27 protein-coding genes and 1 tRNA gene are annotated in these 24,958 nt (G+C 65.1%); 18 read left to right on the top strand and 10 right to left on the bottom strand.

Going from position 1 to position 24,958, the window contains the following annotated elements:
• Nucleotides 1-22: 22 nt before the first annotated feature.
• On the bottom strand, nucleotides 23-2,581 hold the full coding sequence (gene dosP, locus KMAL_RS09695; protein WP_110095510.1) for an oxygen-sensing cyclic-di-GMP phosphodiesterase DosP: 2,559 nt from the start codon (nucleotides 2,579-2,581) through the stop codon (nucleotides 23-25).
• Between the two features lie 65 nt (nucleotides 2,582-2,646).
• Between dosP and KMAL_RS17255 the strand changes: the two genes are divergently transcribed.
• Nucleotides 2,647-2,814, top strand: a complete 168-nt coding sequence (locus KMAL_RS17255) for a hypothetical protein (protein WP_167400068.1) — start codon at nucleotides 2,647-2,649, stop codon at nucleotides 2,812-2,814.
• A 537-nt stretch (nucleotides 2,815-3,351) separates the two neighbouring features.
• Here KMAL_RS17255 and KMAL_RS09690 read toward each other — a convergent pair.
• The 5 genes from KMAL_RS09690 to KMAL_RS09670 form a co-directional block, all read right to left on the bottom strand.
• A tRNA-Gln gene (locus KMAL_RS09690) sits at nucleotides 3,352-3,426 on the bottom strand.
• A gap of 97 nt (nucleotides 3,427-3,523) precedes the next feature.
• The gene (locus KMAL_RS09685) at nucleotides 3,524-4,177 is read right to left on the bottom strand and encodes a TetR family transcriptional regulator (RefSeq protein ID WP_110095532.1); all 654 of its coding nucleotides are present in this window, start codon (nucleotides 4,175-4,177) and stop codon (nucleotides 3,524-3,526) included.
• A 124-nt stretch (nucleotides 4,178-4,301) separates the two neighbouring features.
• Complete coding sequence (proC, locus tag KMAL_RS09680; RefSeq protein WP_110095509.1) at nucleotides 4,302-5,132, bottom strand: pyrroline-5-carboxylate reductase; 831 nt, start codon at nucleotides 5,130-5,132, stop codon at nucleotides 4,302-4,304.
• Nucleotides 5,132-5,635 (bottom strand): type III secretion system chaperone family protein, encoded by a 504-nt coding sequence (locus KMAL_RS09675; RefSeq protein WP_110095508.1) that lies wholly within the window; start codon nucleotides 5,633-5,635, stop codon nucleotides 5,132-5,134. Before KMAL_RS09675 ends, proC begins: the two co-directional genes overlap by 1 nt.
• A 243-nt stretch (nucleotides 5,636-5,878) precedes the next feature.
• Nucleotides 5,879-6,172, bottom strand: a complete 294-nt coding sequence (locus tag KMAL_RS09670) for an accessory factor UbiK family protein (RefSeq protein WP_110095507.1) — start codon at nucleotides 6,170-6,172, stop codon at nucleotides 5,879-5,881.
• Between the two features lie 209 nt (nucleotides 6,173-6,381).
• Between KMAL_RS09670 and rfaD the strand changes: the two genes are divergently transcribed.
• The 14 genes from rfaD (at nucleotide 6,382) to KMAL_RS09600 (ending at nucleotide 19,324) form a co-directional block, all read left to right on the top strand.
• A complete protein-coding gene (rfaD, locus tag KMAL_RS09665; RefSeq protein WP_110095506.1) occupies nucleotides 6,382-7,362 on the top strand; it encodes an ADP-glyceromanno-heptose 6-epimerase in 981 nt (326 codons plus the stop codon).
• 209 nt (nucleotides 7,363-7,571) lie between these two features.
• The gene (gene lgt, locus KMAL_RS09660; RefSeq protein ID WP_110095505.1) at nucleotides 7,572-8,429 is read left to right on the top strand and encodes a prolipoprotein diacylglyceryl transferase; all 858 of its coding nucleotides are present in this window, start codon (nucleotides 7,572-7,574) and stop codon (nucleotides 8,427-8,429) included.
• Nucleotides 8,429-9,502 carry a class I SAM-dependent methyltransferase gene (locus KMAL_RS09655; protein WP_110095504.1) on the top strand — a complete coding sequence of 358 codons (1,074 nt, stop codon included), beginning with the start codon at nucleotides 8,429-8,431 and terminating at the stop codon, nucleotides 9,500-9,502. Before lgt ends, KMAL_RS09655 begins: the two co-directional genes overlap by 1 nt.
• Nucleotides 9,499-10,314, top strand: coding sequence for a peptidoglycan editing factor PgeF (gene pgeF / locus KMAL_RS09650; RefSeq protein WP_110095503.1), 816 nt, complete (start codon nucleotides 9,499-9,501; stop codon nucleotides 10,312-10,314). The genes KMAL_RS09655 and pgeF overlap by 4 nt, the downstream gene beginning before the upstream one ends.
• A gap of 7 nt (nucleotides 10,315-10,321) precedes the next feature.
• A complete protein-coding gene (locus KMAL_RS09645; RefSeq protein ID WP_110095502.1) occupies nucleotides 10,322-11,776 on the top strand; it encodes a hypothetical protein in 1,455 nt (484 codons plus the stop codon).
• Nucleotides 11,777-11,976: 200 nt separating this feature from the next.
• Nucleotides 11,977-12,960, top strand: a complete 984-nt coding sequence (locus KMAL_RS09640; RefSeq protein WP_110095501.1) for a ribose-phosphate pyrophosphokinase — start codon at nucleotides 11,977-11,979, stop codon at nucleotides 12,958-12,960.
• A 123-nt stretch (nucleotides 12,961-13,083) separates the two neighbouring features.
• Nucleotides 13,084-13,674, top strand: a complete 591-nt coding sequence (locus KMAL_RS09635) for a histidine phosphatase family protein (protein WP_110095500.1) — start codon at nucleotides 13,084-13,086, stop codon at nucleotides 13,672-13,674.
• A 266-nt stretch (nucleotides 13,675-13,940) separates the two neighbouring features.
• Entirely contained in the window at nucleotides 13,941-14,561 is a 621-nt protein-coding gene (locus tag KMAL_RS09630) for a 50S ribosomal protein L25/general stress protein Ctc (protein ID WP_110095499.1), read from the top strand.
• A 32-nt stretch (nucleotides 14,562-14,593) separates the two neighbouring features.
• Complete coding sequence (gene pth, locus KMAL_RS09625; RefSeq protein WP_110095498.1) at nucleotides 14,594-15,166, top strand: aminoacyl-tRNA hydrolase; 573 nt, start codon at nucleotides 14,594-14,596, stop codon at nucleotides 15,164-15,166.
• Between the two features lie 5 nt (nucleotides 15,167-15,171).
• Entirely contained in the window at nucleotides 15,172-16,266 is a 1,095-nt protein-coding gene (gene ychF / locus KMAL_RS09620; protein ID WP_110095497.1) for a redox-regulated ATPase YchF, read from the top strand.
• Nucleotides 16,267-16,357: 91 nt separating this feature from the next.
• Nucleotides 16,358-17,626, top strand: a complete 1,269-nt coding sequence (locus KMAL_RS09615) for a glutamate-5-semialdehyde dehydrogenase (RefSeq protein WP_110095496.1) — start codon at nucleotides 16,358-16,360, stop codon at nucleotides 17,624-17,626.
• 19 nt (nucleotides 17,627-17,645) lie between these two features.
• Nucleotides 17,646-18,272 (top strand): nicotinate-nucleotide adenylyltransferase, encoded by a 627-nt coding sequence (locus KMAL_RS09610; RefSeq protein WP_110095495.1) that lies wholly within the window; start codon nucleotides 17,646-17,648, stop codon nucleotides 18,270-18,272.
• Nucleotides 18,273-18,396: 124 nt separating this feature from the next.
• The gene (gene rsfS, locus KMAL_RS09605; RefSeq protein ID WP_110095531.1) at nucleotides 18,397-18,852 is read left to right on the top strand and encodes a ribosome silencing factor; all 456 of its coding nucleotides are present in this window, start codon (nucleotides 18,397-18,399) and stop codon (nucleotides 18,850-18,852) included.
• Nucleotides 18,853-18,868: 16 nt separating this feature from the next.
• Complete coding sequence (locus tag KMAL_RS09600) at nucleotides 18,869-19,324, top strand: 23S rRNA (pseudouridine(1915)-N(3))-methyltransferase RlmH (protein ID WP_180999790.1); 456 nt, start codon at nucleotides 18,869-18,871, stop codon at nucleotides 19,322-19,324.
• A gap of 160 nt (nucleotides 19,325-19,484) precedes the next feature.
• On the opposite strand, the gene KMAL_RS09595 is transcribed toward KMAL_RS09600, so the two are convergent.
• From KMAL_RS09595 to KMAL_RS09580, 4 genes are all read right to left on the bottom strand, one after another.
• Entirely contained in the window at nucleotides 19,485-20,249 is a 765-nt protein-coding gene (locus KMAL_RS09595) for a CHAP domain-containing protein (protein ID WP_110095493.1), read from the bottom strand.
• A 327-nt stretch (nucleotides 20,250-20,576) separates the two neighbouring features.
• Nucleotides 20,577-20,927 (bottom strand): RidA family protein, encoded by a 351-nt coding sequence (locus tag KMAL_RS09590; RefSeq protein ID WP_110095492.1) that lies wholly within the window; start codon nucleotides 20,925-20,927, stop codon nucleotides 20,577-20,579.
• 105 nt (nucleotides 20,928-21,032) lie between these two features.
• Nucleotides 21,033-21,671 carry a nucleotidyltransferase family protein gene (locus KMAL_RS09585; RefSeq protein ID WP_110095491.1) on the bottom strand — a complete coding sequence of 213 codons (639 nt, stop codon included), beginning with the start codon at nucleotides 21,669-21,671 and terminating at the stop codon, nucleotides 21,033-21,035.
• Entirely contained in the window at nucleotides 21,668-22,765 is a 1,098-nt protein-coding gene (locus tag KMAL_RS09580; RefSeq protein ID WP_110095490.1) for an XdhC family protein, read from the bottom strand. The genes KMAL_RS09585 and KMAL_RS09580 overlap by 4 nt, the downstream gene beginning before the upstream one ends.
• A gap of 148 nt (nucleotides 22,766-22,913) precedes the next feature.
• Between KMAL_RS09580 and KMAL_RS09575 the strand changes: the two genes are divergently transcribed.
• The 3 genes from KMAL_RS09575 (at nucleotide 22,914) to KMAL_RS09565 (ending at nucleotide 24,600) form a co-directional block, all read left to right on the top strand.
• A complete protein-coding gene (locus tag KMAL_RS09575; RefSeq protein ID WP_110095489.1) occupies nucleotides 22,914-23,294 on the top strand; it encodes a baeRF12 domain-containing protein in 381 nt (126 codons plus the stop codon).
• Nucleotides 23,295-23,374: 80 nt separating this feature from the next.
• The gene (locus tag KMAL_RS09570; protein WP_110095488.1) at nucleotides 23,375-24,043 is read left to right on the top strand and encodes an MBL fold metallo-hydrolase; all 669 of its coding nucleotides are present in this window, start codon (nucleotides 23,375-23,377) and stop codon (nucleotides 24,041-24,043) included.
• A gap of 47 nt (nucleotides 24,044-24,090) precedes the next feature.
• Nucleotides 24,091-24,600, top strand: a complete 510-nt coding sequence (locus KMAL_RS09565; protein WP_110095487.1) for a DUF192 domain-containing protein — start codon at nucleotides 24,091-24,093, stop codon at nucleotides 24,598-24,600.
• Nucleotides 24,601-24,958: the final 358 nt, after the last annotated feature.

Below are 24,958 nucleotides of genomic sequence, written 5' to 3'. Positions count from 1 at the left end.
TCTATTCGTTATCCAGCGCCCGTCAGGCCGGCGCGACTTCCTTGGGCGTGTAGTTGGCCAGCCACGTGATGAGGTCCTCGGACGCAAGCGGCTTGGAGAACATGTAGCCCTGCAGCACGTCGCAATCCATGTTGACCAGGATCTGGCGCTGTTCCTCGTGCTCCACCCCTTCGGCGACCACGGTCATGCCCAGGCTCTGGCCGATGCGGATGACCGCGGTGACGACCGAGCGGACCTTGTCCACGGTTTCCAGGCCGTTCATGAAACTGCGGTCGATCTTCACCTCGTTGACCGGCAGGCCCGCAAGGTTCGACAGGCTGGAGAACCCGGTCCCGAAATCGTCCATCGACATGCCAACCCCCAGTTCACGCAGCGCCTGCGCGGCCTTGATGGTGCGGTCGTAATTGTCGATCATCGTGCTTTCGGTGATTTCCACCATCAGGCGTGCCGGCGGGATGCCCGTTTCCTCCAGCACTTCGGCCACGAATTCCGGCAGCTTCTCATCGCGGAAATGCAGCGGCGACAGGTTGACCGACACGGTGGGGATGTCGATCCCGTTGCGGATCCATTCGGCCATCTGGCGGCACGCCGCGCGCATCGACCATTTGCCGATCGCCTCGATCTGCCCGGTTTCCTCCGCCACGGCGATGAAACGCGCAGGCGAGATGAAGCCCAGCGTCGGGTCGTTCCAGCGCGACAGGGCCTCCACCCCGTACATCCTGCCCGTGCGGGCATGCACCTGTGGCTGGTAGACAAGGCGCAGCCGGTCATGGGCGATCGCATCGCGCAGCGCCGCCGCAAGGATCAGCCGGTCCGTGGCCTGCTGGTTCATCTTGGGGCTGAAGAAGCAGTAATTGCCCCCGCCATGCGCCTTCGCCTGGAACATCGCCGTTTCGGCGTGCTTGAGCAGCATTTCCCCCGTTTCGCCATTTTCGGGATAGACGCTGATCCCGATGCTGGCGGAGAACGTGACCGACACGTCGCCCACCTGCATCGGCTGTGACAGCAGGCGCAGGATCATGTCCGACAGCGATGACGCATGCTGCTGGATGCCGCTGGTGATGATCGTGAACTGGTCACCGCCGGAGCGCACGATGGTGTCGTCAATGCCGATCGCATCGCGCAGTTGCGTCGCGATGTAGGAAATCAGGTCGTCGCCTGCGGCATGGCCGAAAACGTCGTTGATGTTCTTGAAGTTATCCAGCCCCAGCGACAGCAGCATGAAATTGCCGCGCGTGGGACGGCGCAGCATCTTGTCGAGATGCTGGCGCAGCCACAGCCGGTTCGGCAGGCCCGTCAGCGTGTCGAAATGCGACAGCTTGGCGATATGTTCCTTCGCCTCATAACGTTCCAGCGCCAGCGTGCACAGGTGCAGGCTGGCGTTGACAGCCTTCTGGCACCAGGCCTGCGGCTGGCGCTTGGTACGGAAATACAGGGTGAACACCCCGGCCACCCGGCCGCCGCGCAGCACGATGGGCGTGGCCCATGCGGCGCGGATGCCGTTGCGCATCGCGGCGGAGCGCAGCGTCAGCCATTTGGGGTCGATTTCGATATCGGGAGAGGTGATGCTCTTGCCGGTATAGGCGGCAACGCCGCTGCTGCCGACATCCGGCCCGATTTCAAGGGAATCGAACAGTTCGACCAGCGACAGCGGCAGGCTGGCACGGCCGACGCATTTCAGCTTGGAATTGTTGTCCACCGTAAAGATGGCGGGCATGACGTCGAGGCCGTTGTTCTCGATGCGGCGGCAGATGAAATCCATGATCTCGCGCAGGCTGAGATCACTGGAAATCGCCTCGAGCGCATCGCGCTGCAGCGTTTCGAGGAAGTGGTTCTCCGTGATGTCCGTCAGCACGACGACGATGTTCTCGATATCGCCATGGTCCTCGAACACCGGGTTCATCGTGGCCGAGACCCAGATGTCGCGCCCGTTCTTGTGCCGTGCGCGGATGTCGAGGTTGAACCCCTTGTCGTTCTGCGCGCCACTGTGCAGCTGGTTCAGCGTGCTGATGTCCGTCGTATCCCCCGCAAGAATGACCGACAGCCCGTGGCCGATGACGTGGCTGGGTTCATAGCCGAACATGTCGGTAAAGGCGCGGTTGACGTAGATCAGCCGGAATTCGGGGTCGAGGATGACCACGCCACGGTCGGTTTCGCGGACCACGAGCGAGAGCAGGCGGATCTTCTCGCGGTCGGCCACCTCCTGGGAGATGTCGCGGATCAGCGCCATGTAGCCGATCTTGCCACTGACGGAAATGCGCGACAGTGACAGTTCCGCCCAGAAGCTGGTGCCGTCGAAGCGCTCCACCTGCACCTCGCGCGAGGTGCCGACGATCTTGTTGATGCCGGTGTCGCGGTTATGCTTGATCAGGTCGTCGTGGGAGGAGCGGATCTTGCGCGGGACCAGCACGTTGACGTTGCGGCCCAGGACATCCGCGCGCGTGCAGTTCCACAGACGTTCGGCCGCGCTGTTGAAGAACGTGACCGTGTTGGTCTCGTCAATGAGAACAACCCCCAGAATGGTCTGTTCAAGGGCAGGCAGGACGGTGACCTGCGTGTCGTCCAGGGTGTCCCGGGGCATGGCGAACTCCACGATTCAGAGGCGGACAGGATTACAGGCGGAAAATGCGAAGGAACCCGCCACGCATGGACGAAGCCGGTGCGGGCGGGAAAGCAGCAGTGAAATGCGGATGTAGGGACACGACATCATGGGTCCGTATCCAGGCTGCATGGCCCGACACGGCACGGGCGGCCATGGTGCTGCAAAAGGACGATAAAATACTGATGACCGTAAAGTGGTATCCAACAGTCTGATTTTTTCATGACACCAGAAGTAGACTTGTACATTCGTGAAATAATATCAAAAACTTATGATCTGCTTTATAAGTTTAAAAAAGATTAATAACTGTTCCCGGCAATTTAAATCACAATCTTGTGACGTTTGTGCGTCACAACCTGAATCACCCGGAACCCATGTCCGGGGTTCGGGCGCATCATTCAGGCGCACAGGACGGGTGCATCAGGGAAGGGTGGCGGTCTTGTGGGATATTTGCCGCCTGTCCCGTCCGCCCGCGACAGGCGGGGCGGAATATGAACATCTGTTAGATCAATGCACCGGGCAAATATCAGAAATAAATAAAAAGCACCGGAACAGTCCTCATTCCGGGGCATATGCCGCAGGGAACGGCAGCGGCAGGTCCTGCCACGATTCGCCCCCTGATGTCGCGGGCGGCGCGCGGGAACCCACGCCATCGCATGCCAACGGCCCATGACCGCCATGACCGGCCCGTGGGGGGCAGGCGGGCGTGTCGTCCCGGGCCGCCGGGATCATTCATTTCATGGAAGAACGGCTGGCTGGGGCGGGAGGATTCGAACCTCCGCATGGCGGAATCAAAATCCGCTGCCTTACCGCTTGGCTACGCCCCAATCGTCATGACCGATTCGTCAGTGCTGCCGCCCTTCTAGAGCGCGAAACGGGGTCGCGTAAAGGGGCAACAGCATCCATTCGCGGGAAAGGGTATTTTCAGGCGGACGGTTCGAGGGGCAGGTCCACGCTGGGGTCGGTGGAGAAATCATGCCCGTCAAGGCCACCGATCCCTTCGGCCGCGCCTGCGGTTTTGGAACCGGGCAGTGCGCTGAAGCGCAGCGCCTTGTCGAGCGCCTTGTCCAGCGTGGCCATGGTGGTGCCCATGTCCATGCTGTCATCCTTGTCCCATGCGCGCAGCGTCACGGTCCAGGCGCCCAGCAGCGCCTGCACGCGCAGCGCGCCCGCCAGTCCCCCGACCTCAAGCCCCGCGGCGCTGAGCATCCATTTCATGCTTTCGACCGTCGCCCCGCCCAGCAGCAGCGCCAGCGGCGGGTCGAACGGCAGCGCGCGCAGGGCGGCGCGCACGCCGGCGCGGTACTGCTGGAACACGTCGATGCGCCGCATCAGCAGGTCGAACAGCTTTTCACGCGGGGTGCCGGTCGATCCGTCATCCACCAGCGCGGCCTCATCCGCCAACCGGCCCAGCGTCAGCAGGATGTTCGCCTTGAACGGGAAGCGCTTGCGCGCGACATCCAGACTCAGCCCCGCATCGCGTGCGGCATCGACAACCGTCAGTCGCCGCCAGCCATAAAGGGCGGCGCGCTCCATGGCGGAGCGGAGAAGGGCATCGTCAAACTGGTCGTTGTCCATGGAAATCACGATCTTCCGGATGTCTTGTTTGCCAGGGCGCAGCACGTCCGCAGGGTACGGGCCGGGCGCCAACTTGAAATGGCGAAAGGTTCCGCCGGGTTGCCGCCGTTATATTGCGCGTATCTCAGGATGCAAGTTCACGCGCCCGCCGGCTTGCCGCACGTACCGCCGCGCGCAGGGTCGCGGGCCATGCGTCCGGCGCCATCAGCACCGACAGCGCCTGCTGCGTGGTGCCGCCCGGACTGGTGACATTGCGGCGCAACTGCTCCGCATCGATCCCGCTGCGCTGCATCAGCACGCCTGCGCCCGAAACCGTCTGGCGCGCGATCTGGCGGGCAAGGGCAGGGGGCAGTCCCCCTTCTACGCCGGCCTGTTCCAGAAGTTCCGCAAGCAGGAAGACGTAGGCCGGGCCACTGCCCGATATGGCGGTCACGACGTCGATCTCGGGTTCATGCTCCACCCATGCGGTCCTGCCGATCGCGGACAGGACCCGGTCGCACAGGGCGCGCTGCGCCGCGGTGGCGTGCGGCGGGGCGTAGGAGACGGTCATCCCTTCGCCCACCGCCGCCGGGGTGTTGGGCATGGAGCGGATGACCACGGGATGCGCCCCGGCGGGCATGTGGGCACGCAGCGCGTCCGTCAGTCCGCCCACGGTCCTGCCCGCCAGCACCGACAGCACGGGCGCATGTGCCGCGAACGGTGCGATGGCGGCAATCGCCGCCGCCACCTTCTGCGGTTTCATCGCCAGCACGATCAGGCCGGGACGGAAATCCGCCGGCAGGTCCGCCACGTCGCGGACAAGCCGGTGCGGCGCGGGCAGCGTGTCGCGATGGCGGTCGACGATGACGGAGGGGGCAAGCCCCTCCGCCAGCCATCCCTCCAGCATCGCGCCGCCCATCTTCCCGCATCCCACCAGCAGGATCGGCGGGAGCGAAGGGGAATGCGCGTCCGCCATCACGCCATTCCCGCGCAGTCGAGCATCGCCGCCTCAAGCGCCTCGGCCGGTGATTTGCCCCCCCACAGCACGAACTGGAACGCGGGATAGAAACGCTCACACTCCGTCAGGGCGATGTCGATCATGTCCTCGAGGCTTTCGACCGACGCCCCCGGCGCGCCACGCAGCAGTACGGCATGGCGGAACAGGGGCATGCCATTGTCGAGGTCCATGCCGAAATGCCCGATCCACAGGCGCTCGTTCGCCAGCGCGACCAGTTCGAACAGGTTGCGCCGCTGCGCATGCGGCACCTTCAGGTCGAAGGTGCAGGTGAAATGCATGGCGCTGACTTCGCGCGACCAGGAGAAGAACAGGCCGTAATCGCACCATTTGCCCGGTGCCTCGGCCGCCATTTCCGAATCATTGCGCCGGTCGAATGCCCATTCATACCCGCCGACGATCTGTTCCATCAGATCGAGCGGGTTGGAGTCCTTGGGCGTTGTCGTGAAATTCAAGGCAGGCATTGTGGGACTCCCCGAAGCCGTCGTGGAGGGAATCCGGCATTCCGGCCGGATCCCGAGCGTCTGCAACCCGTCCCCCGCCACAATGGAAGCGCGGGGACGCAACCCAACCCTATTGCCGGTATGGCCGTGGTGGCAAGCCTGTGGCGACGCGGGCGGCGGATGGGGCGTGTCCCGTGTTCTGGCCGGCAGGCGTCATCCGCACCACCCGTGATGGCGCGTGCCGCCGCAGGCGATCAGGTGGCCTCAGCCGCGATAGGACGTGGCGGCGGGCGTGGTCATGCTGGCCTCGAGGTCGGCGACGCGGGACTCAAGGGCGGCAATCTGCTTTTCCGTGGCTTCCTGCGCGATTCGCGCACGGGTGGCCATTTCGCGCACGACCTCGAATTCGTCGCGGCGGACAAGGTTCAGGTTGGCCAGCGCCTCGTCAACGCGGGCGCGGACCATGGCGCCGATTTCCTCGCGCACGCCGGACAGGGCGGAAAAGGCACCGCCGGCAACACCGGCAAGATCATCAAAAATGCGTGGTCTGGCGGACATCGCGCGTAACTCCTTGGGCATGGGCCGGATGGGTGGGGCACGCCGGGTCGCGACGTGCGGGGCGCGACTATAGCCCCATACCCGCCGCAGAGCCATCCGTGCGTCCGCATGCGTGCGCAATGCGCCGTGACCCGGGTGGGGGGCTGTCTTTGTGGCGGTTTGTGGCATGGTGTCATGGCGTTCGCGGACATATGGGATTTAGTGGTTCAATGATCATCATCACGGGCGGGGCAGGGTGCATCGGGTCATGCCTGCACCAGGCGCTGCAGGCGCGCGGGGAACAGACCGCCATTGTCGATTCGCTGGGAAATGGCGGGAAATGGCACAATCTGTGCAGGCACGTGCCGGATTTCCTGATCGCGCCGGGGGAGCTTGACGCCTTCCTCGACAGTCGCCCCGACGTGACGGCGGTCTTCCACCTTGGCGCGATCAACGACACCACCGCCGCCGATGGCGATCAGGTGTGGCGCACCAACGTGGACCTGTCGCTGCGCCTGCTGGAATGGTGCGCGCGTGAGGAGGTGCGCTTCATCTATGCCTCCTCCGCCGCGACCTATGGCATGGTGGCGGGGGACGGGATGTGTTCCGACGACCCGGCGCGTCTGGCGACGCTGCGCCCGGCCAGCCTGTACGGGTGGTCCAAGCACGCCTTCGACTGCCTGCTGCAGCGCAGGCTGGCGCAGGGTGACCTGCAGGGACTGTCATGGGCGGGGCTGAAGCTGTTCAGCGTCTATGGCCCCAATGAATATCACAAGGGGGCCATGGCCTCGCTGGTCTATGCCACCTATTCCGAACTCCGCGCAGGGGGGCCGGCGCGGCTGTTCCGTTCCGACCGGCCGGACGTGGCCGACGGGCACCAGATGCGTGACTTCATATGGGTGGGGGATGTGGTGTCGGTCATGCTGTGGCTGCTCGACCACCAGCATGTCCACGGGCTGTTCAACTGCGGGACCGGGGTGGCGCGGACCTGCCTCGACCTTGTCGATGCGGTGTGCGATGCGGCAGGCGTTGCGCGACGGGTCGAATTCATCGACATGCCGGTCGCCCTGCGTGGGCAGTACCAGTCCCGTACCCGTGCCGACATGACGCGGCTGCGCACGGCGGGATACACGCAGCCCTTCACCCCGCTGGCGCAGGGGGTGAAACACTATGTCCGCGACTATCTTGCCGCCGCTGATCCCTATCTTTAAGAGACTGCCTGAAAAGTCGTCCCCAATGACATCCCGAAGAGTATAAAAGTTTTTGGTGAAGCTTTTTCCAAAAAGCTTCAGGGGATGCCGCCTTTCGGAAAAAAGACGGCCTCCCGAAACTTTTGGAATTTCTGATCGGCGGATTATTTCAAAGCCTGAGGCGCAGTCACCTCCCGCGCCTGTCAATTCCTGATCGCGAAAGTCGCTGCATGCTGCCTGTCCTGATGTTTCCGCAATTTGACCCGGTCATGGTGCATTTCGGGCCGTTCGGCCTGCGCTGGTATGCGATGGCCTATATCGTGGCGCTGGTGGTCGGGTGGCGGGTGGCGCGTCGCCTTGTCGCGCTGCCGCCGCGCGCGGCCACGGCGCTGCAGGTCGATGACTTCCTGACATGGGCGACGCTGGGCGTGGTGCTTGGCGGGCGGCTGGGCTACATCCTGTTCTACCAGCCGGGATACTACCTGACACATCCGCAGGCGATCCTGGAGGTCTGGCACGGCGGCATGTCGTTCCATGGCGGGGCGGCCGGCGTGATCATCGCGCTGATCGTCTTTACATGGCGCAACAACCTCAGCTTCCTCGGCTTTTCGGACCGGATCACCACGGTGGTGCCCATCGGGCTCGGGCTGGGGCGGATCGCCAACTTCATCAATGGCGAACTGTGGGGGCGCGAGGCCCCGGCCTCCCTGCCGTGGGCGATGGTCTTTCCCGACGCCGGCCCGATCCCGCGCCATCCTTCCGAACTGTATGAGGCTTTTGCCGAGGGGCTGGTCCTGTTCAGCGTGATGTGGCTGGTGTCACGCAGCCGAAAGGTGCGCGAACATCCCGGCTTCCTCGCCGGCCTGTTCCTGTTCGGCTACGCCATCGCGCGCACGGTGTGCGAACTGTTCCGCGAACCGGATTCCTTCATCGGCTTCCTGCCGTTTGGCGTCACCATGGGGCAGGTCCTGTGCGTGCCCATGGCGATCGGCGGGCTGGGCCTGATGCTCAATGCCTGCCTGCGCCCCGCACGCACGGAACTGATGCCGCCCGTCCCCCCGGAACTGGAGGAGGGGGACGCCGCGTGATGGGCGATCCCGCCACGCCCGTCAGGCTGGACCGGTTCATGGCGCGCGCCAACGCGGCCTATTACGGCACGCGCGACCCGTTTGCCGATTTCATCACTGCGCCCGAAATCTCGCAGATGTTTGGCGAACTGCTGGGCGCATGGGTTGCGGTGACGTGGCAGGGCATGGGCGCGCCCACGCCCTTCGTGCTGGCGGAGGCCGGGCCGGGGCGCGGGACGCTGATGGCCGATGCGCTGCGCCTGCTGGCGCGCGTGGCCCCGGCCTGTTACGCGGCGGCGCGGGTGCATATGGTCGAAACGTCCCCCCGCCTGCGCGACGTGCAGGCGCAGGCGCTGGCCCCCCATGCCGATCCTGTCGCCCCGGTCTGGTGCGACGCGGTGGCCGACCTGCCGCCGGGTCCGATGATCCTGCTGGCCAATGAGTTCCTCGACGCGCTGCCGATCCGGCAGTTCGTGCGCACGGCGCGGGGATGGGATGAACGCAGTGTCGCGGGGGAGGTGTTCGTGACCGCGCCCGCCACCGACCTGCCCGCCGATGGGCCGCCTGCGACACGCGACGTGCCCGAAGGCGAGGTGCTGGAAATCTGCGAAGGCGCCCTGGCGATCGCGCGCCAGTTGGGGCGGCGTCTGGCGCAGGGGCAAGGTGCGGCCCTGTTCATCGATTACGGATATGACGGGCCGCAATGGGGCGATACGCTGCAGGCGCTGTGCGATGGGCGCCCGGCATGGCCGCTGGCCCGTCCCGGCATGGCGGACCTGACGGCGCATGTCGATTTCGCGGCGCTGGGCGTGGCCGCGCGTGCGGGCGGGTGCGCCACGTGGGGCAGCGTGACGCAGGGGGCGTTCCTGTCCGCGCTGGGGCTGTTTGCGCGTGCGGCGCAGCTTGCGCGCAACCAGACGCCGGAGGTCGCGCGACAGGTCAGCGAGGCCGCGCAGCGCCTTGCGGCGCCGGACCGCATGGGGGGGCTGTTCCGCGTCATGGCCATGGCGTCGCCCGGCATCACGGCATTGCCGGGGTTCGAGGGATGCTCCCCCGTGGCCCCGGTGGCTTCAGGCATGGAAAAGGGTGGATGACGCGCATGGATGGGACAGGGCAGGTGGAACGGGATCAACTGGAGGGGCCGGTCCTGCGCGCGGGCCTGCTGGGGCATGTGCCGCACGGGTTCTTCACCCGCCTTGGCGGTGTCTCGACGGGGCCATATGCGTCGCTCAACTGCTCCGTGCGCAGTGGTGACGACCCTGCGGCCCTGCGTGAAAACCGTGCGCGGGTCGCGCGCGCGGTCGGGGTCGTGCCTGAAAACCTCCTTGGCGTGACGCAGGTCCATGGCAGCGATGTCATCAGTGTGGACACCCCGTGGGAAGAAGGGCAGGGCGCGCGGGCCGATGCGATGGTCTGTGCCCGGCCGGGCCTTGCGCTGGGGGTCATTACCGCCGATTGCGCGCCGGTACTGTTTGCCGATGCGCGCGGGCATGTGGTCGGGGCCGCGCATGCCGGGTGGCGTGGGGCGGCGGCAGGCGTGCTGGAGGCGACGGTGGCCGCGATGTGCGCGCTGGGATGCCGGGCGGGGGACATCCGCGCCATTGTCGGCCCCTGCATCGCGCGTGACAGTTACGAGGTCGGCGATGACATGCGCGATGCCGTGCTGGCGCTTGATGGCGCGGCGGGGGCGTTCTTCGCCCCTGCGCGGCGGCAGGGGCATTACCAGTTCGACCTGCCCGGTTTCTGCGTGGAGCGCCTGCGTGGCGCGGGCGTGGGGCAGGCGCGGGCACTGGGTGTCGATACCCTGACGGACGAAGCGCGGTTCTTCAGCCACCGCCGCCGCACGCTGGCGGGCGGGGGGAAGATCGGGCACCAGATTTCAGTAATCACCCGACCCCATGTATGATGCCGTAATGAGGGTAAAGTTTTTCAGGCATGGCGTGATGGCCCTGACGATGTCGGGCCTGTGCCTTCTTGCCGGGTGCCTTGACGTGCCGCACCCATTCCGTGGCACGGGGCAGTCGCAGCTTTCGAATGCGCCGCCGGCCCGCCTGGCCGTGCCGCTGCCCACGCAGGCGCTGCTGGTCAACATGGCCGCGCAGACATGGCAGAAGGACATGGTCGCCGCCATGCTGGACCAGTCGGTACCCGCCGTGGGGCAACCCGCCAAGGCCGGTGACTGGTGGCTGCGCATGACCGCGACCCTGCAGGGCAGCGTGGTCGTCCCGACCTATGCCGTCATCACCCCCAAGGGCGAGGTCCGGGGCCAGACCAGTGGCGCGCCCGTACCCGCCGCGTCATGGTCCGGGGGTTCGGATGCGGTGATGCAGGCCTCCGCCGCGCAGGCCGCGCCGGAAATTGCGGAACTGCTGACGGGGATCCAGGCTGCCCAGATGCAGAAGGACCCCAACAGCCTGAAGAACCGGCCCGCCCATGTGTTCTTTCAGGGGGTGCGGGGCGCGCCGGGGGATGGGGATGCAGCCCTTGCGCGGGCCTTTTCCGCCTCCCTGCGCGATGCGCATGACCAGATCCAGCATACGCAGGGCGGGGCCGACTTCACCGTCCTGTGCACCGTGGCCGTCACCCAGTTGCCCGCCACCGGCCCGGCCCGCCAGCGCCTGACGCTGACATGGCGCGTGACCGATCCCCATGGCAAGGAAGCCGGGGCCGCAACCCAGATCCATGATATCGCCGCGCATACGCTCGACGGGAAATGGGGCGACGCCGCCGAAGCGGCAGGCGAGGAAGCGGCCGGTGGCGTGCGGCAGATCATCACGCGCTATTCCGGGCGGGACAACGTGCCGCTGTCCGCCGGCGCGTCCCCCGCCGTTCCCCCGTCCGGCACCACTCCGGCCGGTGCCGCGGCGGCGGACCATCCCGCCACGCCGGCCCATCCCGTCACGCGCCATGCGCGGAGCGTGCCGGAGTCGCCGGTGGCCACCCCGGCAGAAGTCGCGACCCCCGCCCCGGTCGTGCCCGCATCCAGACCACCCGTGACCCCGGTGGTGACGCAATCCGTGACGCCACCGTCCGCCCCTGTCGCGGTTCCGCCCGTGGTGGTGCCCACGCCGCCGCCTGCCCCCATCGTGCCCGTGGCGCCCGCGCCGGTTGCCGCCCCGCCAGTGGTTACGGCCCCAGTGGTTGCGGCCCCTGCGGTGACGGCGCCTGTGGCGTCCATCCCGGCCGCGCCCACGCCTGCGGTGGTGCCGCCTGCCGCGACGCCGCCCGCCGTAACGGCAACCCCTGTTACGACCCCGACCGCCACGCCACAGACCACCACGCCACAGACCACCACGCCACAGACCGTCGCGGCGCAGGGAACGCCCGCGCGGCACCTGCCGGGGGTCACGCTTCCGCCGCGGAGGTAATGGCGGACGGAGTGTGGCCATCGCGCCACGATGGGCACGCGTGTTTGTGACGCAGGTCCGTGTTGACGTGTTCTGGCCCCTCTTGAAGGGGGTGCGGTGGTGACAGGGACTGGTGCGATTGCTAGAACCCGGCCGATCCATGAAAACGGAAGTGGCCTGCCACGGCCGCTTCGCCTCACGTCGTCCGGGAACGTCGCAAGATGAAAATCGTCGCCTGTAACAGTAATCTGCCCCTTGCTGAAAAAGTTGCGGTCGAACTGGGGATGCCCTTGTGCGACGTGACCGTCCGTCGCTTCGCCGACATGGAAATCTTTGTCGAGATCCATGAAAATGTGCGTGGCGAGGATGTGTTTGTCATCCAGAGCACATGCTCGCCCACCAATGACAACCTGATGGAACTGCTGATCATGCTCGACGCGCTGCGTCGTGGCTCCGCGCGGCGCATCACGGCGGTCATGCCCTATTTCGGCTATGCCCGGCAGGATCGCAAATCCGGCCCCCGCACCCCCATCAGCGCGAAGCTTGTCGCCAACATCCTGGTCGAAGCCGGGGCCAACCGCATCCTGACGATGGACCTGCACGCCATGCAGATCCAGGGCTTTTTCGACATTCCCGTGGACAACCTGTATGCCGCGCCCCTGTTCACCCGCGACATCAAGGGCCGCATGGGGCTTGAGGCGCCTCTGCCTTACGAGGCGCCGGAACTCAACATCCCCGGTGGCCCGCACAACCTGATGATCGTCTCCCCCGACGTGGGGGGCGTGGTGCGCGCGCGTCAACTGGCGCAGCGACTGAACGTGGACCTTGCCATCATCGACAAGCGGCGCGAACGCGCGGGCGTGTCGGAGGTGATGAACGTGATTGGTGACGTTCGCGGCCGGTACTGCGTCCTTGTGGACGACATCGTCGATAGTGGCGGCTCGCTGTGCAATGCGGCCGAAGCCCTGATGCGCCATGGCGCGGCAGCGGTGGAGGCGTATGTGACCCATGGCGTGCTGACCGGGGGCGCGGTCAGCCGCATCGGGCAGTCGCCGCTGCAGATGCTGACCCTGACCGACAGCATCGCCAAGACGGAGGACGTGCGCCAGTCGCACAATATCCGCCAGATCAGCACCGCCAACCTGCTGTCGCGCGCGATGCGCGCGGTATCGGATGAAAGTTCGGTGTCGTCCCTGTTCGACTGACGCCACGCTTGATCGGGATCATTGGGCGGGACAGATTTATTTCATAGTGTGTCGGGGGATTGAATTGACCCCCCGCCATGTGGAGGCTATCGCCCACAGAGCCACTCAAGAAGGAACCTGCTGATGACGGACCTGCTCGCACGGCCCTACTGGTATCTGCGACATGGGGAGACGGACTGGAATGCCGAAGGGCGTTCGCAGGGCCGGACCGACATCCCGCTCAATGCGCGGGGGGTGGAGCAGGCACGCCAGGCCGGACTGGTCCTGTCGCGGCATCTGGGCGCGCACCCGATTGCGCGCATCGTCTCCTCCCCGCTGGGCCGCGCCCGGCGCACGGCCGAAATCGTGGCGGAGGTGCTGGCGCAGCATGGCGCCCCCCGTTTCGAGGTGCAGATCGATGACGGACTGAAGGAAGTCTGCTTCGGTTCGGAGGAAGGCAAGCCGATGGGGACGTGGTACGATAGCTGGATCGCTGGTCAGTATACCCCCACCGATGGCGAAAGCTTCGCCGAACTGCGCGAACGTGCGGTTTCGGCGATCAATCGCGCGACGGAGGCCCCCGGCGTGCCGCTTGTCGTGTGCCATGGCGGCATGTTCCGCGCCCTGAGGGCCGCAATGGGGCTGAAGCCCAACGTGCGCCTGCCCAACGCCACGCCGATGTGGGCACAGCCCGCAGGCGAGGGGAAGCCGTGGGAACTGACGGCGTTTTCCTGAAGGCTGGTAGATCGCAGAAAAGTTTTTGGTGAAGCTTTTTCCAAAAAGCTTCGAAGAACGCCGCCTTTTTGAAAAGATCCGGCCCCCAGAAACATGTATCTTTATTTCAAGTGGCTGGCCTGAAAGGCATCCTGCACCGCAATGCCCGGCCTGACGGCGCGAAAATACGGGCTGGCGCGTTGCATCTGGCGGCTTTTTCCGTTAAAGGCCGCGCACGCGCTGGCACCCCTGGAGGCCGGCGCGCCTTGTGTTTCAGGAGCAGACAAGTGACCAAATTCACGAAAATCGATGTTTCTTCGCGCGCGAAGGCTGGTAAGGGGGCAGCGCGGGCGACGAGACGTGCCGGGCTGGTTCCCGGCGTCATCTATGGTGGCAAGCAGGAAGCCGCGCTGATCGCGCTTGACCCGCGCATCGTGGCGCGCGAACTGCACAAGCCGGGCTGGCGTTCGCGCATCTATGACATCTCCATCGACGGCAGCAAGACGGAACACGCGCTGCTGCGCGAGATCCAGCTGCACCCGGTGTCCGATGCCCCGCTGCATGTCGACTACCAGCGCCTTGCCGAAGGGCAGAAGGTGCATGTGGAAGTGGCCATCACCTTCACCGGTGAAGAGACCTCCCCCGGCATCAAGCGTGGCGGCGTGCTGAACATCGTGCGTCACACCGTGGACGTCGTGGCCGACCCCGCCAACATGCCCGAAGGCTTCAGCGCGGACCTGTCGAAGCTCGACATCCATGACAACGTGCGTTGGGAAGACCTCAAGGGCACGGAACATGTCGTTCCCGTCCAGCACATCCCGAACTTCGTCATCGCCACGATCGCCGCGCCGACCGTCGATGCCGAGGAAGCGGCCGAGGAAGCCGAGACCCCGGAAGCCGCCGGCTGATCACGCGAACCTGACACGACTGGAGAGACGCCATGCTCCTCTGGACCGGATTGGGGAACCCCGAACCGGGGATGAGCCGGAATCGCCACAATGTCGGGTTCATGGCCGTTGACCGGATTGCCGAGCGCCACGGGTTTTCCCCGTGGCGCAAGCGCTTTCGCGGCGAGGTCAGCGAAGGGCAGGTTGGCCGCCACAAGGTCATGCTGCTCAAGCCGCAGACCTACATGAACCTCTCGGGCGAGAGCGTTCAGCAGGCGGCGGCTTTCTACAAGCTGTCGGCCGATGCCATCACGGCATTTCACGATGAACTTGACCTTGCCCCCGGCCGTATCCGCGTCAAGCGCGGTGGCGGGGCGGCGGGACATAACGGGCTGCGGTCCATGGACCGCATGCTTGGCACACAGGATTACTGGCGTGTGCGGATCGGCATTGGCCATCCCGGAACCCGTGAGCGGGTGACAGGGCATGTGCTGGGCGATTTTTCGCGCGATGACCGGCTGTGGCTCGACCCCATGCTCGATGCGCTGTCGGATACGGCGGCACTGCTGGCGGACGGGCAGCCGGAACTGTTCATGACCAGAATGGCCAGCCATACGGGGGAATAGGGGATATGGGCTTCAACTGCGGGATCGTGGGGCTGCCGAATGTCGGCAAGTCCACGCTGTTCAACGCCTTGACCGAAACGGCCTCGGCGCAGGCGGCGAATTATCCCTTCTGCACCATCGAGCCGAATGTCGGGCGTGTCGCCGTGCCCGACCCGCGATTGGCGGAACTGGCGCGTATCGGCAAGTCGCAGAAGATCCTGCCGACCAGCCTTGAATTCGTCGATATCGCGGGCCTGGTGCGTGGCGCGTCGCGTGGCGAGGGGCTGGGCAACCAGTTCCTGGCCAACATCCGCGAGGTCGACGCCATCATCCATGTCCTGCGCTGTTTCGAGGATGACGACATCACCCATGTCGAGGGTGGGGTCGACCCGCTGCGCGATGCGGAGATCATCGAGACGGAACTGATGCTGGCCGACCTCGAGTCGCTGGAAAAGCGGATCGTCGCGCTGCAGAAGAAGGCGCGCGGCAATGACCGCGAGGCCGCGGCCCAGGTCGAACTGATGGAACCGCTGATCGCCGCCCTGCGTGAGGGCAGGCCCGCCCGCAGCGCCATCCCCGAAGGGCAGGAAGAAGCGGTGCGCCGCCTGAACCTGATGACGTCCAAGCCGGTGCTGTATGTCTGCAACGTGGACGAAGGCTCGGCCGCGACCGGCAATGCTTTTTCCGACAGCGTCCGCGCCCGTGCCGAGGCCGAAGGGGCGGCGGTGGTGGTCGTCTCCGCCGCGATCGAGGCGGAAGTCAGCCAGTTGGGGGCCGAGGACCGTGCCGAATTCCTTGAGGGGCTGGGCCTGAGCGACAGCGGACTGGATCGCGTGATCGCGGCCGGGTACCGCCTGCTGGGGCTGCGGACCTACTTCACGGTTGGCCCGAAGGAGACGCGGGCGTGGACGATCACCGCCGGGATGCGCGCGCCACAGGCCGCCGCCGTCATTCACAATGACTTCGAACGTGGCTTCATCGCCTGCGAAACCGTTGCGTATGACGACTATATCCAGTGCAATGGCGAAGCTGGCGCGAAAGAGGCTGGCAAGCTGCGAATCGAAGGACGTGACTATGTGGTGCAGGATGGCGACGTCCTGCTGTTCCGCTTCAACGTCTGAGGCAGGACGGGGTGGGGGTCCGGTGATCCGCATCCCGCAGTAAATGACAGGGAAACCCACGGGCATGACGACTTCCACCACGTCCACATCCATGGATCATGCCCCCGTTCCCGAAACCGCGCCCACGGTCGTGGCCGACATGGCGCGGCGTGCCCGTGTCGCGGGCCGCATGCTGGGACACAGCCCGACGGCACAGCGTAACGCGGCCCTGCGTCATGCGGCGACGGCGCTGCGTGCGGCGCGGGCCGAACTGCTGGCGGCCAATGCGCGCGACGTGGCGGCGTTTTCCGGCGCGGCCTCCTTCCGTGACCGCCTCACCCTTGATGACGCCCGGATCGAGGCGATGGCAAAGGGGCTGGAGAATGTCGCGGAACTGCCCGATCCGGTCGGCCGCGTCCTGTCGGAATGGAGCCGCCCCAACGGGCTGAAGATACGCCGTGTCGCAACGCCGGTGGGCGTGATCGGCATGATTTACGAAAGCCGTCCCAATGTGGGGGCCGATGCCGCCGCCCTGTGCATCAAGTCGGGCAATGCGGTGATCCTGCGCGGCGGTTCCGACAGCCTCAACAGCGCGCGCGTGATCCATGGTGCGATGCAGGCGGGCCTGCGGGCCGCGGGCCTGCCGGTGGATGCGGTGCAGATCCCCCCCGATGCCGATCGCCGCCATGTGGCGGACATGCTGGCGGCATCCGGCCTGATCGACCTGCTGATTCCGCGCGGGGGCAAGTCGCTGGTGGAGCGTGTCTGCCGTGAAGCCCGCGTGCCGGTCCTGTCCCATGCCGAAGGGCTGTGCCATACCTATGTCCATGCCGCTGCCGACCTTGAAATGGCGCGGCGCATCGTCCTGAACGCCAAGATGCGGCGCACGGGCATCTGTGGCGCGACGGAGACGCTGCTGATTGACAGTGCGATCGCCCCGGTCCTGCTGCCCGGTCTGGTGGAAGACCTGGCGACGAAGGGCTGCACGTTCCGTGCCGACGCCCGCGCGCGCGCCATCGTGCCCGACCTGCCGCCAGCAACGGAACAGGATTTCGCCACCGAATGGCTTGACGCGGTCATGTCGATTGCCGTGGTGGACGGGATCGATGACGCGCTGGCCCATATCGTGCGCTATGGCAGTTCACATACCGAGGCCATCATTACCGAAGACGCAACGGCCGCGACGCGGTTCCTGAACGAAACCGACAGTGCGGTGGTCATGTGGAATGCCTCCACCCAGTTCTGTGATGGGGGGGAGTTCGGCTTTGGCGCGGAAATCGGCATTGCCACCGGGCGTTTCCATGCCCGTGGTCCCGTCGGGCTGGAGCAGTTGACCACGTTCCGTTACGAGGTGATCGGCACCGGCCAGGTCCGCCCCTGAAACGTGTGATGTCTGTGGCATGAGCGGGATTTCCTCCACCATTCCCGTGCGCGGGGATCGTCGCCGGACGCGTATCGGGCTGCTTGGCGGGTCGTTCAACCCCATTCACGAGGGGCATATCCAGCTGGCCTGCCGTGCGCTGCGTCAGTTGGCCCTCGATCAGGTCTGGCTGCTGGTATCGCCGGGGAACCCGCTGAAACCCGTGGCGGGCATGGCCCCGCAGCGCCAGCGTCTGGAACAGGCCCGCAGGCGTGTCGCCCCGTTCGGGCGGCGGATCATCGCCACGGATATCGAAAGCCGCATGGGAACCCGTTACACGGTTGATACGATTACGCAGTTGCGACGGCGTTTTCCCTGTGCCCGCTTCGTCTGGCTGATGGGGGCGGATGGCCTGGCGCAGATGGCGCGCTGGCGGCGATGGCGGCGGATCATGCAGCTTGTCCCGGTCGCGATCCTGCCGCGCCCGGGCTATAATCCGGCGGCGTTGCGGGGACTGGTCGCGCGTTATATGGCGTCCGCGCGCCGTCCCGCGCGTGAAGCGCCGGTACTGACACGATATGGCGGATGCGCATGGGTCTTTCTTCCCGCGCCGCAGAACGCTATATCAGCAACAGAAATACGTGCATCGGGCCACCGCCCGGCCTGACCATGCCTGCCGGGCATGCGCGGGCACCCCGACAGGAGTGAGAGCCATCATCAGGAAGCCTTCAGCCGAAACGGGTGCAAAACGCCGTACGGGCACCAAGACCGCAGCCACGCCCGTAACCCCGCTGGGCAGTGCAGTCACCGCGCCGGGCACACCGCGCAAGAAAGCCGCTGTCGCCGGCCCCGCCGCATCGGAGCAGCGTGAACCCGTGACCGACCCGAAAGTCGAGACCTATCTGGAGATCATCACGAACAGCCTGTCCGATGACAAGGGAGAGGATATTGTCGTGCTGGACCTGCGTGGGCGCGCGGCCTTTGCCGACCGCATGGTGATCGCCACCGGCGTTGCGGACCGCCAGATTGCGGCCATGGCGTCGCATATCGAGCGCAAGCTGCGCGAGGTCGGGCTCAAGCGCGTGCTGATCGAGGGGGCCAACGGGTCCGACTGGGTCCTGATCGACGCGGGCGACATCATCGTCCACCTGTTCAAGGCCGAGGCACGGGAAATCTATGGCCTGGAACGGATGTGGGGCAAGGAACTCGACACGCCCCCCGAAGAACCCGTGGACCCGCTGGGCTGAAGCAGCCTTGCTGCATATGATCGCCATCGGGCGGATGAAGGACCGGGTCGAAAAGGACCTGTTCACCCGCTATGCCGAACGTCTTTCCCCCCGGATCAAGCTGACGGAACTGCCCGAAGGGCGCGGTGCGGCGGGGGAAGCCAAGCGGCGCGAAGGGCAGGCCCTGCTTGCGGCGCTGCCTGCGCGCGCGCAGGTCGTGGCGATGGATGAGGGCGGCAGGACCTACGACAGCCTGTCTTTCGCACGGGCGCTGGAACGCTGGATGGGACTGTCGCGGCCCATCTGTTTCCTGATCGGCGGGGCGGAAGGACTTGATGGCTGCGTCATTGAACGCGCGGATGAAACCCTGTCGCTGGGGCAGATGACGTGGCCGCACATGCTGGTGCGCGGGTTGCTGGCGGAGCAACTCTATCGCGCACGGGCAATCGCGACCGGCCATCCCTATCACCGGGCCGGACGTCCGGGCGCGTGATAGTCATCATCGACTGAATTGCTGAAGTCCTGAAAGTTTTTGGTGAAGCTTTTTACAAAAAGCTTCAAGAAGAATACCGCCTTTTTGAAAAAAAGGCGGCACCCAAAAACTTTCATGACGTCATCAGGCTAATTTTGAACCGGTCCTGCCGTGTTCGCGATCATTCCCAGGAGCGGTTGGGCGCGTCGTCTTCGAAGGCAAGGGAAGACGAATCCGTAGAGACGGGTTCGGGGGCTTCCGCGATTTCGGTCACAGCATGATGGGCCTTGCGGCTGCTGGCGACGGGCTGGCGGTCGACCTGCTGGTAAGCGGTCATCATGTCGGCCTGCTGGCTCATGTTGCCACGGCCGCTGCCTTCGGGGCGGCCATAGATGAAGCCATAGGTGGGGTAGATGCTGCCAAACGCGCCGTTGCGGCTGTTCAGCGCTACGCGCACGGCCGACCAGTCATTGTTGGGCGACACGTCGATGACGGAAACATTCCGGCTGACGCCGCGCTGTCCCCAGTGCGACTGGTCAATGATGACCGTCCGGCTGTCCACCAACTGGCGGACAACGGCGACATGGCCCAGCGGCATCCGGCGCGTGGCGCGGAAGTTCAGGATGCTGCCTTCCTCCGGCGTGTTTCCGCGGGCGTAGCGGCCTGCGGCATTATGCCACCAGTCGGCCGCATTGCCGTGGATCATGACGTTGGATGCGCTCTTGGCAAAGGCGACGCACTGGATGACGTGGCCTGTTTCATGGTGACGCGCGCTGCGGTAGGTCGCGTGGCGCACGTTGCCGTGATGCAGGGAGGTGGAGGCGTGCGTTGCGTGGGATGCGGCGTGATGGACGGTGCGCGCCTGTGCGGTGCCCGATATCATCAACCCGAAAGAGGCTGTAAAGGCGGATAGGAAAAAGCCACGCTTCAGACTGCCGATCCGCATTCTCTTAAAGTCTCCGCCTCTGGGTTATGCCGTAGGGGTCGTTGCATCCCGCCCAAGTGAAGTAGCAAGCTGTTTGCAATCCTGACAAGCCTGTGCGGCGCATCTCGATCGCGAGTACGCAAGTTTTCGCAGAATGACCCATCATAAACGAAAAAATAGGAATATATTCCTTAACAGGACTAAAAACATCTGCTTTGTGCGCCACTTTTCACAGCTTTATGTCTTGATTCGCACTCTCGGAAGATCAGCATGTAGATACGAAGAGTGGCATAAATGTGACACTTGATTCGCGCCCCGCCACCCTTCGCAATGGCCTGCCGGAATGGATTATTTCGTGCAGATGATCATGATTTCGACGCGCACGTCGGGATGGGCCATCTTGGCCTCGACGCAGGCGCGGGCCGGGGCGCCGCCCTTGGGCAGCCACGCGCTCCAGACCTTGTTCAGGGCATCACGCTCGGTGATGTCCTTCACCCAGATCTGGGCCTGCAGCAGGCGCGTGTTATCGGTGCCGTGCGCTTCGAGGGCTGCGTCGATCTGTTCCAGCACGTCCTTGGTCTGCCCGGTGATGTCGGCGGACAGGTCGCGCGCCACGAATCCCTGCGTGAACAGGAAGCCGTGATATTCGACAACCTTGGACAGGATGTCGTTCGAATCGCTGCGGATAATCTTGCTCATGTTTCTGTTCCCTGGGTGAAAGAAGGAGCGTTGGCCAAAGCGGTTTTCCGCTCGGCCGTCCTGTGTGCCATGCCCGCCCCACAGGTCAAGAGAGCAGCGCCACCATCAGGAGGCGGGCGACAGGGTTGAAAACCGCTCCAGCCGTTCGGGCGTATCGAAATCCTCGTGGATTTCCGGGCCGGCGGGCAGGCGCAGCAGGTCGGGCCCCATCCGGTGCAGCAGGTCACGCGCGCCACGGTCGCCCCCGAGCCGCAGCAGTTCGGGAAACATCCGTTCATCCCACAGGACGGGGTGGCCGCGCCGGCCGCCATGATGGACGGTTACGGCGGACGGGTGGCTGCCGTCATGGGCCGCGATCATGCGGTCCAGCAGGCCCGTGGGCACCAGCGGCATGTCGCCAAGGCAGATGAGGGCCGCGCCCGCATGGCCCGCCCGTGCGGCCCCGATACCCGTGCGCAGGCTTGCGGACAGGCCATGCGTATGGTCTGGCGCATGGACCAGAAGCGGCGGGGGATGGCGCGCATCCAGCCAGGGCATGAGCGCGTCATGTATTTCGCGTGCGCGGTGGCCCAGCACGATGATGGTCCGCCGCACGGCGCTGGCCTGTATGCGCCGGACGGTTGTCGCGATCATGGGGCGGCCGTTCGCATCCCGCGCCAGCAGCTTGTGTCGGGGGGATGTCCGGCGCGACAGCCCGGCGGCAAGGACGATGGCGTCCGTGGTGCAGGGCGTGGCCGGGGTCATGCCCAGCCGGGATGATGGCCAAGCGGCGCGTTGCGGCGGACCGCGATGATTTCCGCCAGAATCGACAGCGCGATTTCCGCCGCCCCGATCGCCCCGATCGCCAGCCCGACGGGACCGTGGATGCGGCGGACCTCCTCTTCGGAAAACCCGTCTTCCTTCAGTCGCGCCAGCCGCGACGCCTGTGTCTTGCGCGACCCCAGCGCCCCTATGTAGAAGGCCGGCCCGCGCAGGGCATGGCGCAGCGTCGGGTCGTCAAGTTTCGCGTCATGCGTCAGGGTGACGATGGCGGTCTGGTTGTCGATGCGCAGGTGGTCAAGGGCCTCGTCAGGCCATTGGGTATCCAGCGTGATGCCGGGGAAGCGTTCCACTGTAGCCAGTTGCGTGCGCGGGTCGATGACCGTCACGGCAAAGCCCGATGCCTGCGCCATGGGGGCAAGCACCTGCGCGATATGGACCGCGCCCACGATCATGAGGCGCGGCTGCATCGGGATCAGGTGGAGAAACCATGCCTCTTCCTGCGCGTCGGTGTGGCGCAGGCTGCGGCCGGCATGAAAGGCCTGCCGTGCCGTTTCACGCAGGGAATCCACATGCCCTGCATCCCCGGGCGACGCATCGGGCGCGACAATGCCATCGGCCGTGCGGGTCAGGATGATGTGCCGTCCGTCCGACAGTCGTGTCGCAAGGATGACGGACTGGCGCGCGCGTCGCAGGGCTGCGATCTGTTCAAGCAGGTCGAGCGGCAGGGTGCCGACGGGATGTTCTGGCGTGCGGACCGCCTCCACATACACGTCAAGAAGGCCGCCACAGGCCAGCCCAACGGACCATGCGTCCTCGCTGCTGACACCATAGGACAGGCTGCGCGGCAGGCCATCGCGCATGACCTCGCCCGCTTCCTCGATCACCGCGCCCTCGACGCAGCCGCCGCTGACCGATCCCTCGATCCGGCCCGTGGCGCTGACGCTCATCATGCTGCCGGCGGGGCGGGGGGAACTGCCCCAGGTGGAGGTGACGCAGGCAAGGGCGGTGGCCTGTCCGGCGCGGGCCCACGCGATGGCGAGGTCCAGCGGATCATGGGAGGTGAGGGTCTGTGTCATGGCAGGGCTACTCTATCAGCACGGATGCGGGTGCGTCACCTGCTGGAAATGTCGCGCATTCATCTCCATGTTCGTGCCTGTGCGCTCGCACTGGCGTGAGGTTTTCATGTCCTCTGCGTTTCGTTCCATATCAAGGAGTTGATATTTCATGAGTTACGTTGATCCCGTCTGGTACGTCGTCGCCGACAGCCTGCATGCCCGTATCCTCAAGCATGGCGAGCATGGGCTTGCGACGATCGCCCACCTCAAGAGCGACGACAAGAAAGGCCCCACGGCACCCCATGATGGTGCGTATGGCAAGGTGATCGCGGCGTACCTGAACGACGCCGTGCGCAAGAAGGAAGCCCCGGGCATTGCCATCGCGGCGCCCGGCGAAGTGATGCACCAGATCATCACCCACCTGGATGTGGAGGCACGTCCCGCCGTGGTCGCGAAGCTGGAGAAGGATCTGAGCAACATCCCCGATCACAATCTGGCGTCTCACTTCGATATTCCCGCGACGGGATGGCCGCTGCCCAAGATCCGTTGATAAACGGTGGTCCCGTCGGACTGTTTATGGCTCAATGACGGGACCATCCGATCAACAGGACCCACAGGAGGAGCTCCGAGATGTCGCAGCCATCGTCACTTGCGCTGGAGGTCGTCCCGGTTACGGCCTTTGCCCAGAACTGTTCCATCCTGTGGGACCGGCGGTCGCGCCATGCGGTTGTCGTCGATCCGGGGGGGGATGTGCCCCGGCTGCTGCAGGTGATCGCGGATCGGAACCTGACGGTCGATGCGATCATCCTGACACATGGCCACCTTGATCACGCCGGCGGGGCCGACGCCCTGCGCGATGCGCTCAGCGAGCGGCAGGGAGGGGAGAAGGTTCCCCTGATCGGGCCGGATGCGCGTGACCAGTTCCTGCTTGAAAGCATAACGCAGCAGGCCGCACGTTTCGGCGTGGAGGGTATGCATGATGCCCATGTCGATCGTTTCGTGACCGATGGGGAACGCCTGAACCTGCTTGGCCATGAATTCCAGGTGCTGCATGTGCCCGGCCATACGCCCGGCCATGTCGTCTTTTTCAATCCACAGACCCGCTTTGCCTTCGTGGGCGATACGCTGTTCCAGGGATCGGTCGGGCGCACCGATTTCCCCTATGGGGATGCGGACGTGCTGAAGGAAGCCATCGTGCGGCAATTGCTTCCACTTGGCGATGATGTCACGATCCTGCCCGGTCATGGACCGACCACCACGATCGGGGCGGAACGGCAGGGCAACCTCTTTCTGCGCTGATCGGGAGGGACCGATTGCTGGAGAGAGAACTGATGAAGTCATCCGTGATGACGCCCGTCCGGGTTGCGGGCGCGTGTCTGTGTGGGCTGTTGCTGTGTGGTCCGATCGTGACGCAGGCGCAGGAAACGGGCGAACCCACCCACGCACAGGCGGAACTGCCCAAGGTCGCGCTGACCATCACGGGCCATGACAATGTGCGGCATGCCTTTTCAGTGGAAAAGGCCACGACCCCACGCGAACAGCAGGTGGGGGAGATGTATCGCAAGTCCGTGCCCGCCGATGGCGGCATGATCTTCGTCTGGTCCTTCCCGCGCCAGAGCGACATGTGGATGCAGCATACGCTCGTGCCGCTCGATATCGTGTTCATCGGGAATGACAACCGGATTTCCTCCATCGTGGAGAATGCGGTCCCGCTCAGCCTTGCGCATATCAGCAGCCATGGACCGGTGCGCGCGACACTGGAGCTGCAGGGTGGCCTGACGGAAAAGCTGGGGATCGTTGTGGGCGACAAGGTCGAATCTGCCGCCCTGTCAGATACGAAAAACGCGGCCCCCTGATTCGCCAACTTTATGAAAATCAAGGGAAATGGCGGTTTTCCGCTGTTTCTCGCTGATTTTTTCTGGCGGCGCGAAAAAAGAAGCGGATTTTTTTCATTTTTGGATTGACGGTGGTGAGTGAGGGGCCTATATCCCCGTTCACCGCTTCGGGGGCAGAAAGTTCTTGAGTTTAGCGGCCTGGTTTTCTAGAGTGTTTGGCCCGGTTGGGTTGACGGTTTAGGTGACCGGGGTTCATTGACAATAGAATAGAGACTGGAAGGGATATGTTGGCGGCGTTTTGCTGTGTTTACCTTGTGTAGGCATGGTGGAGGTGCGGTTGGATTGGGTGACTGATCGACTGGCCGAGACGTTTGTTGAT

This window comes from Novacetimonas maltaceti (assembly GCF_002906255.1).
GTDB lineage: Bacteria > Pseudomonadota > Alphaproteobacteria > Acetobacterales > Acetobacteraceae > Novacetimonas > Novacetimonas maltaceti.
Note: the sequence above shows the minus strand (reverse complement) of the source record. Positions and strands in the feature narration are given on the sequence as shown.

Bases quoted from the DNA above. Each gene is read 5' to 3' on its own strand.
- dosP (WP_110095510.1), bottom strand. From the start codon at position 2,581: ATGCCCCGGGACACCCTGGACGACACGCAGGTCACCGTCCTGCCTGCC.
- KMAL_RS17255 (WP_167400068.1), top strand. From the start codon at position 2,647: ATGGACGAAGCCGGTGCGGGCGGGAAAGCAGCAGTGAAATGCGGATGT.
- KMAL_RS09685 (WP_110095532.1), bottom strand. From the start codon at position 4,177: ATGGACAACGACCAGTTTGACGATGCCCTTCTCCGCTCCGCCATGGAG.
- proC (WP_110095509.1), bottom strand. From the start codon at position 5,132: ATGGCGGACGCGCATTCCCCTTCGCTCCCGCCGATCCTGCTGGTGGGA.
- KMAL_RS09675 (WP_110095508.1), bottom strand. From the start codon at position 5,635: ATGCCTGCCTTGAATTTCACGACAACGCCCAAGGACTCCAACCCGCTC.
- KMAL_RS09670 (WP_110095507.1), bottom strand. From the start codon at position 6,172: ATGTCCGCCAGACCACGCATTTTTGATGATCTTGCCGGTGTTGCCGGC.
- rfaD (WP_110095506.1), top strand. From the start codon at position 6,382: ATGATCATCATCACGGGCGGGGCAGGGTGCATCGGGTCATGCCTGCAC.
- lgt (WP_110095505.1), top strand. From the start codon at position 7,572: ATGCTGCCTGTCCTGATGTTTCCGCAATTTGACCCGGTCATGGTGCAT.
- KMAL_RS09655 (WP_110095504.1), top strand. From the start codon at position 8,429: ATGGGCGATCCCGCCACGCCCGTCAGGCTGGACCGGTTCATGGCGCGC.
- pgeF (WP_110095503.1), top strand. From the start codon at position 9,499: ATGACGCGCATGGATGGGACAGGGCAGGTGGAACGGGATCAACTGGAG.
- KMAL_RS09645 (WP_110095502.1), top strand. From the start codon at position 10,322: ATGAGGGTAAAGTTTTTCAGGCATGGCGTGATGGCCCTGACGATGTCG.
- KMAL_RS09640 (WP_110095501.1), top strand. From the start codon at position 11,977: ATGAAAATCGTCGCCTGTAACAGTAATCTGCCCCTTGCTGAAAAAGTT.
- KMAL_RS09635 (WP_110095500.1), top strand. From the start codon at position 13,084: ATGACGGACCTGCTCGCACGGCCCTACTGGTATCTGCGACATGGGGAG.
- pth (WP_110095498.1), top strand. From the start codon at position 14,594: ATGCTCCTCTGGACCGGATTGGGGAACCCCGAACCGGGGATGAGCCGG.
- ychF (WP_110095497.1), top strand. From the start codon at position 15,172: ATGGGCTTCAACTGCGGGATCGTGGGGCTGCCGAATGTCGGCAAGTCC.
- KMAL_RS09615 (WP_110095496.1), top strand. From the start codon at position 16,358: ATGGATCATGCCCCCGTTCCCGAAACCGCGCCCACGGTCGTGGCCGAC.
- KMAL_RS09610 (WP_110095495.1), top strand. From the start codon at position 17,646: ATGAGCGGGATTTCCTCCACCATTCCCGTGCGCGGGGATCGTCGCCGG.
- KMAL_RS09600 (WP_180999790.1), top strand. From the start codon at position 18,869: ATGATCGCCATCGGGCGGATGAAGGACCGGGTCGAAAAGGACCTGTTC.
- KMAL_RS09595 (WP_110095493.1), bottom strand. From the start codon at position 20,249: ATGCGGATCGGCAGTCTGAAGCGTGGCTTTTTCCTATCCGCCTTTACA.
- KMAL_RS09590 (WP_110095492.1), bottom strand. From the start codon at position 20,927: ATGAGCAAGATTATCCGCAGCGATTCGAACGACATCCTGTCCAAGGTT.
- KMAL_RS09585 (WP_110095491.1), bottom strand. From the start codon at position 21,671: ATGACCCCGGCCACGCCCTGCACCACGGACGCCATCGTCCTTGCCGCC.
- KMAL_RS09580 (WP_110095490.1), bottom strand. From the start codon at position 22,765: ATGACACAGACCCTCACCTCCCATGATCCGCTGGACCTCGCCATCGCG.
- KMAL_RS09575 (WP_110095489.1), top strand. From the start codon at position 22,914: ATGAGTTACGTTGATCCCGTCTGGTACGTCGTCGCCGACAGCCTGCAT.
- KMAL_RS09570 (WP_110095488.1), top strand. From the start codon at position 23,375: ATGTCGCAGCCATCGTCACTTGCGCTGGAGGTCGTCCCGGTTACGGCC.
- KMAL_RS09565 (WP_110095487.1), top strand. From the start codon at position 24,091: ATGACGCCCGTCCGGGTTGCGGGCGCGTGTCTGTGTGGGCTGTTGCTG.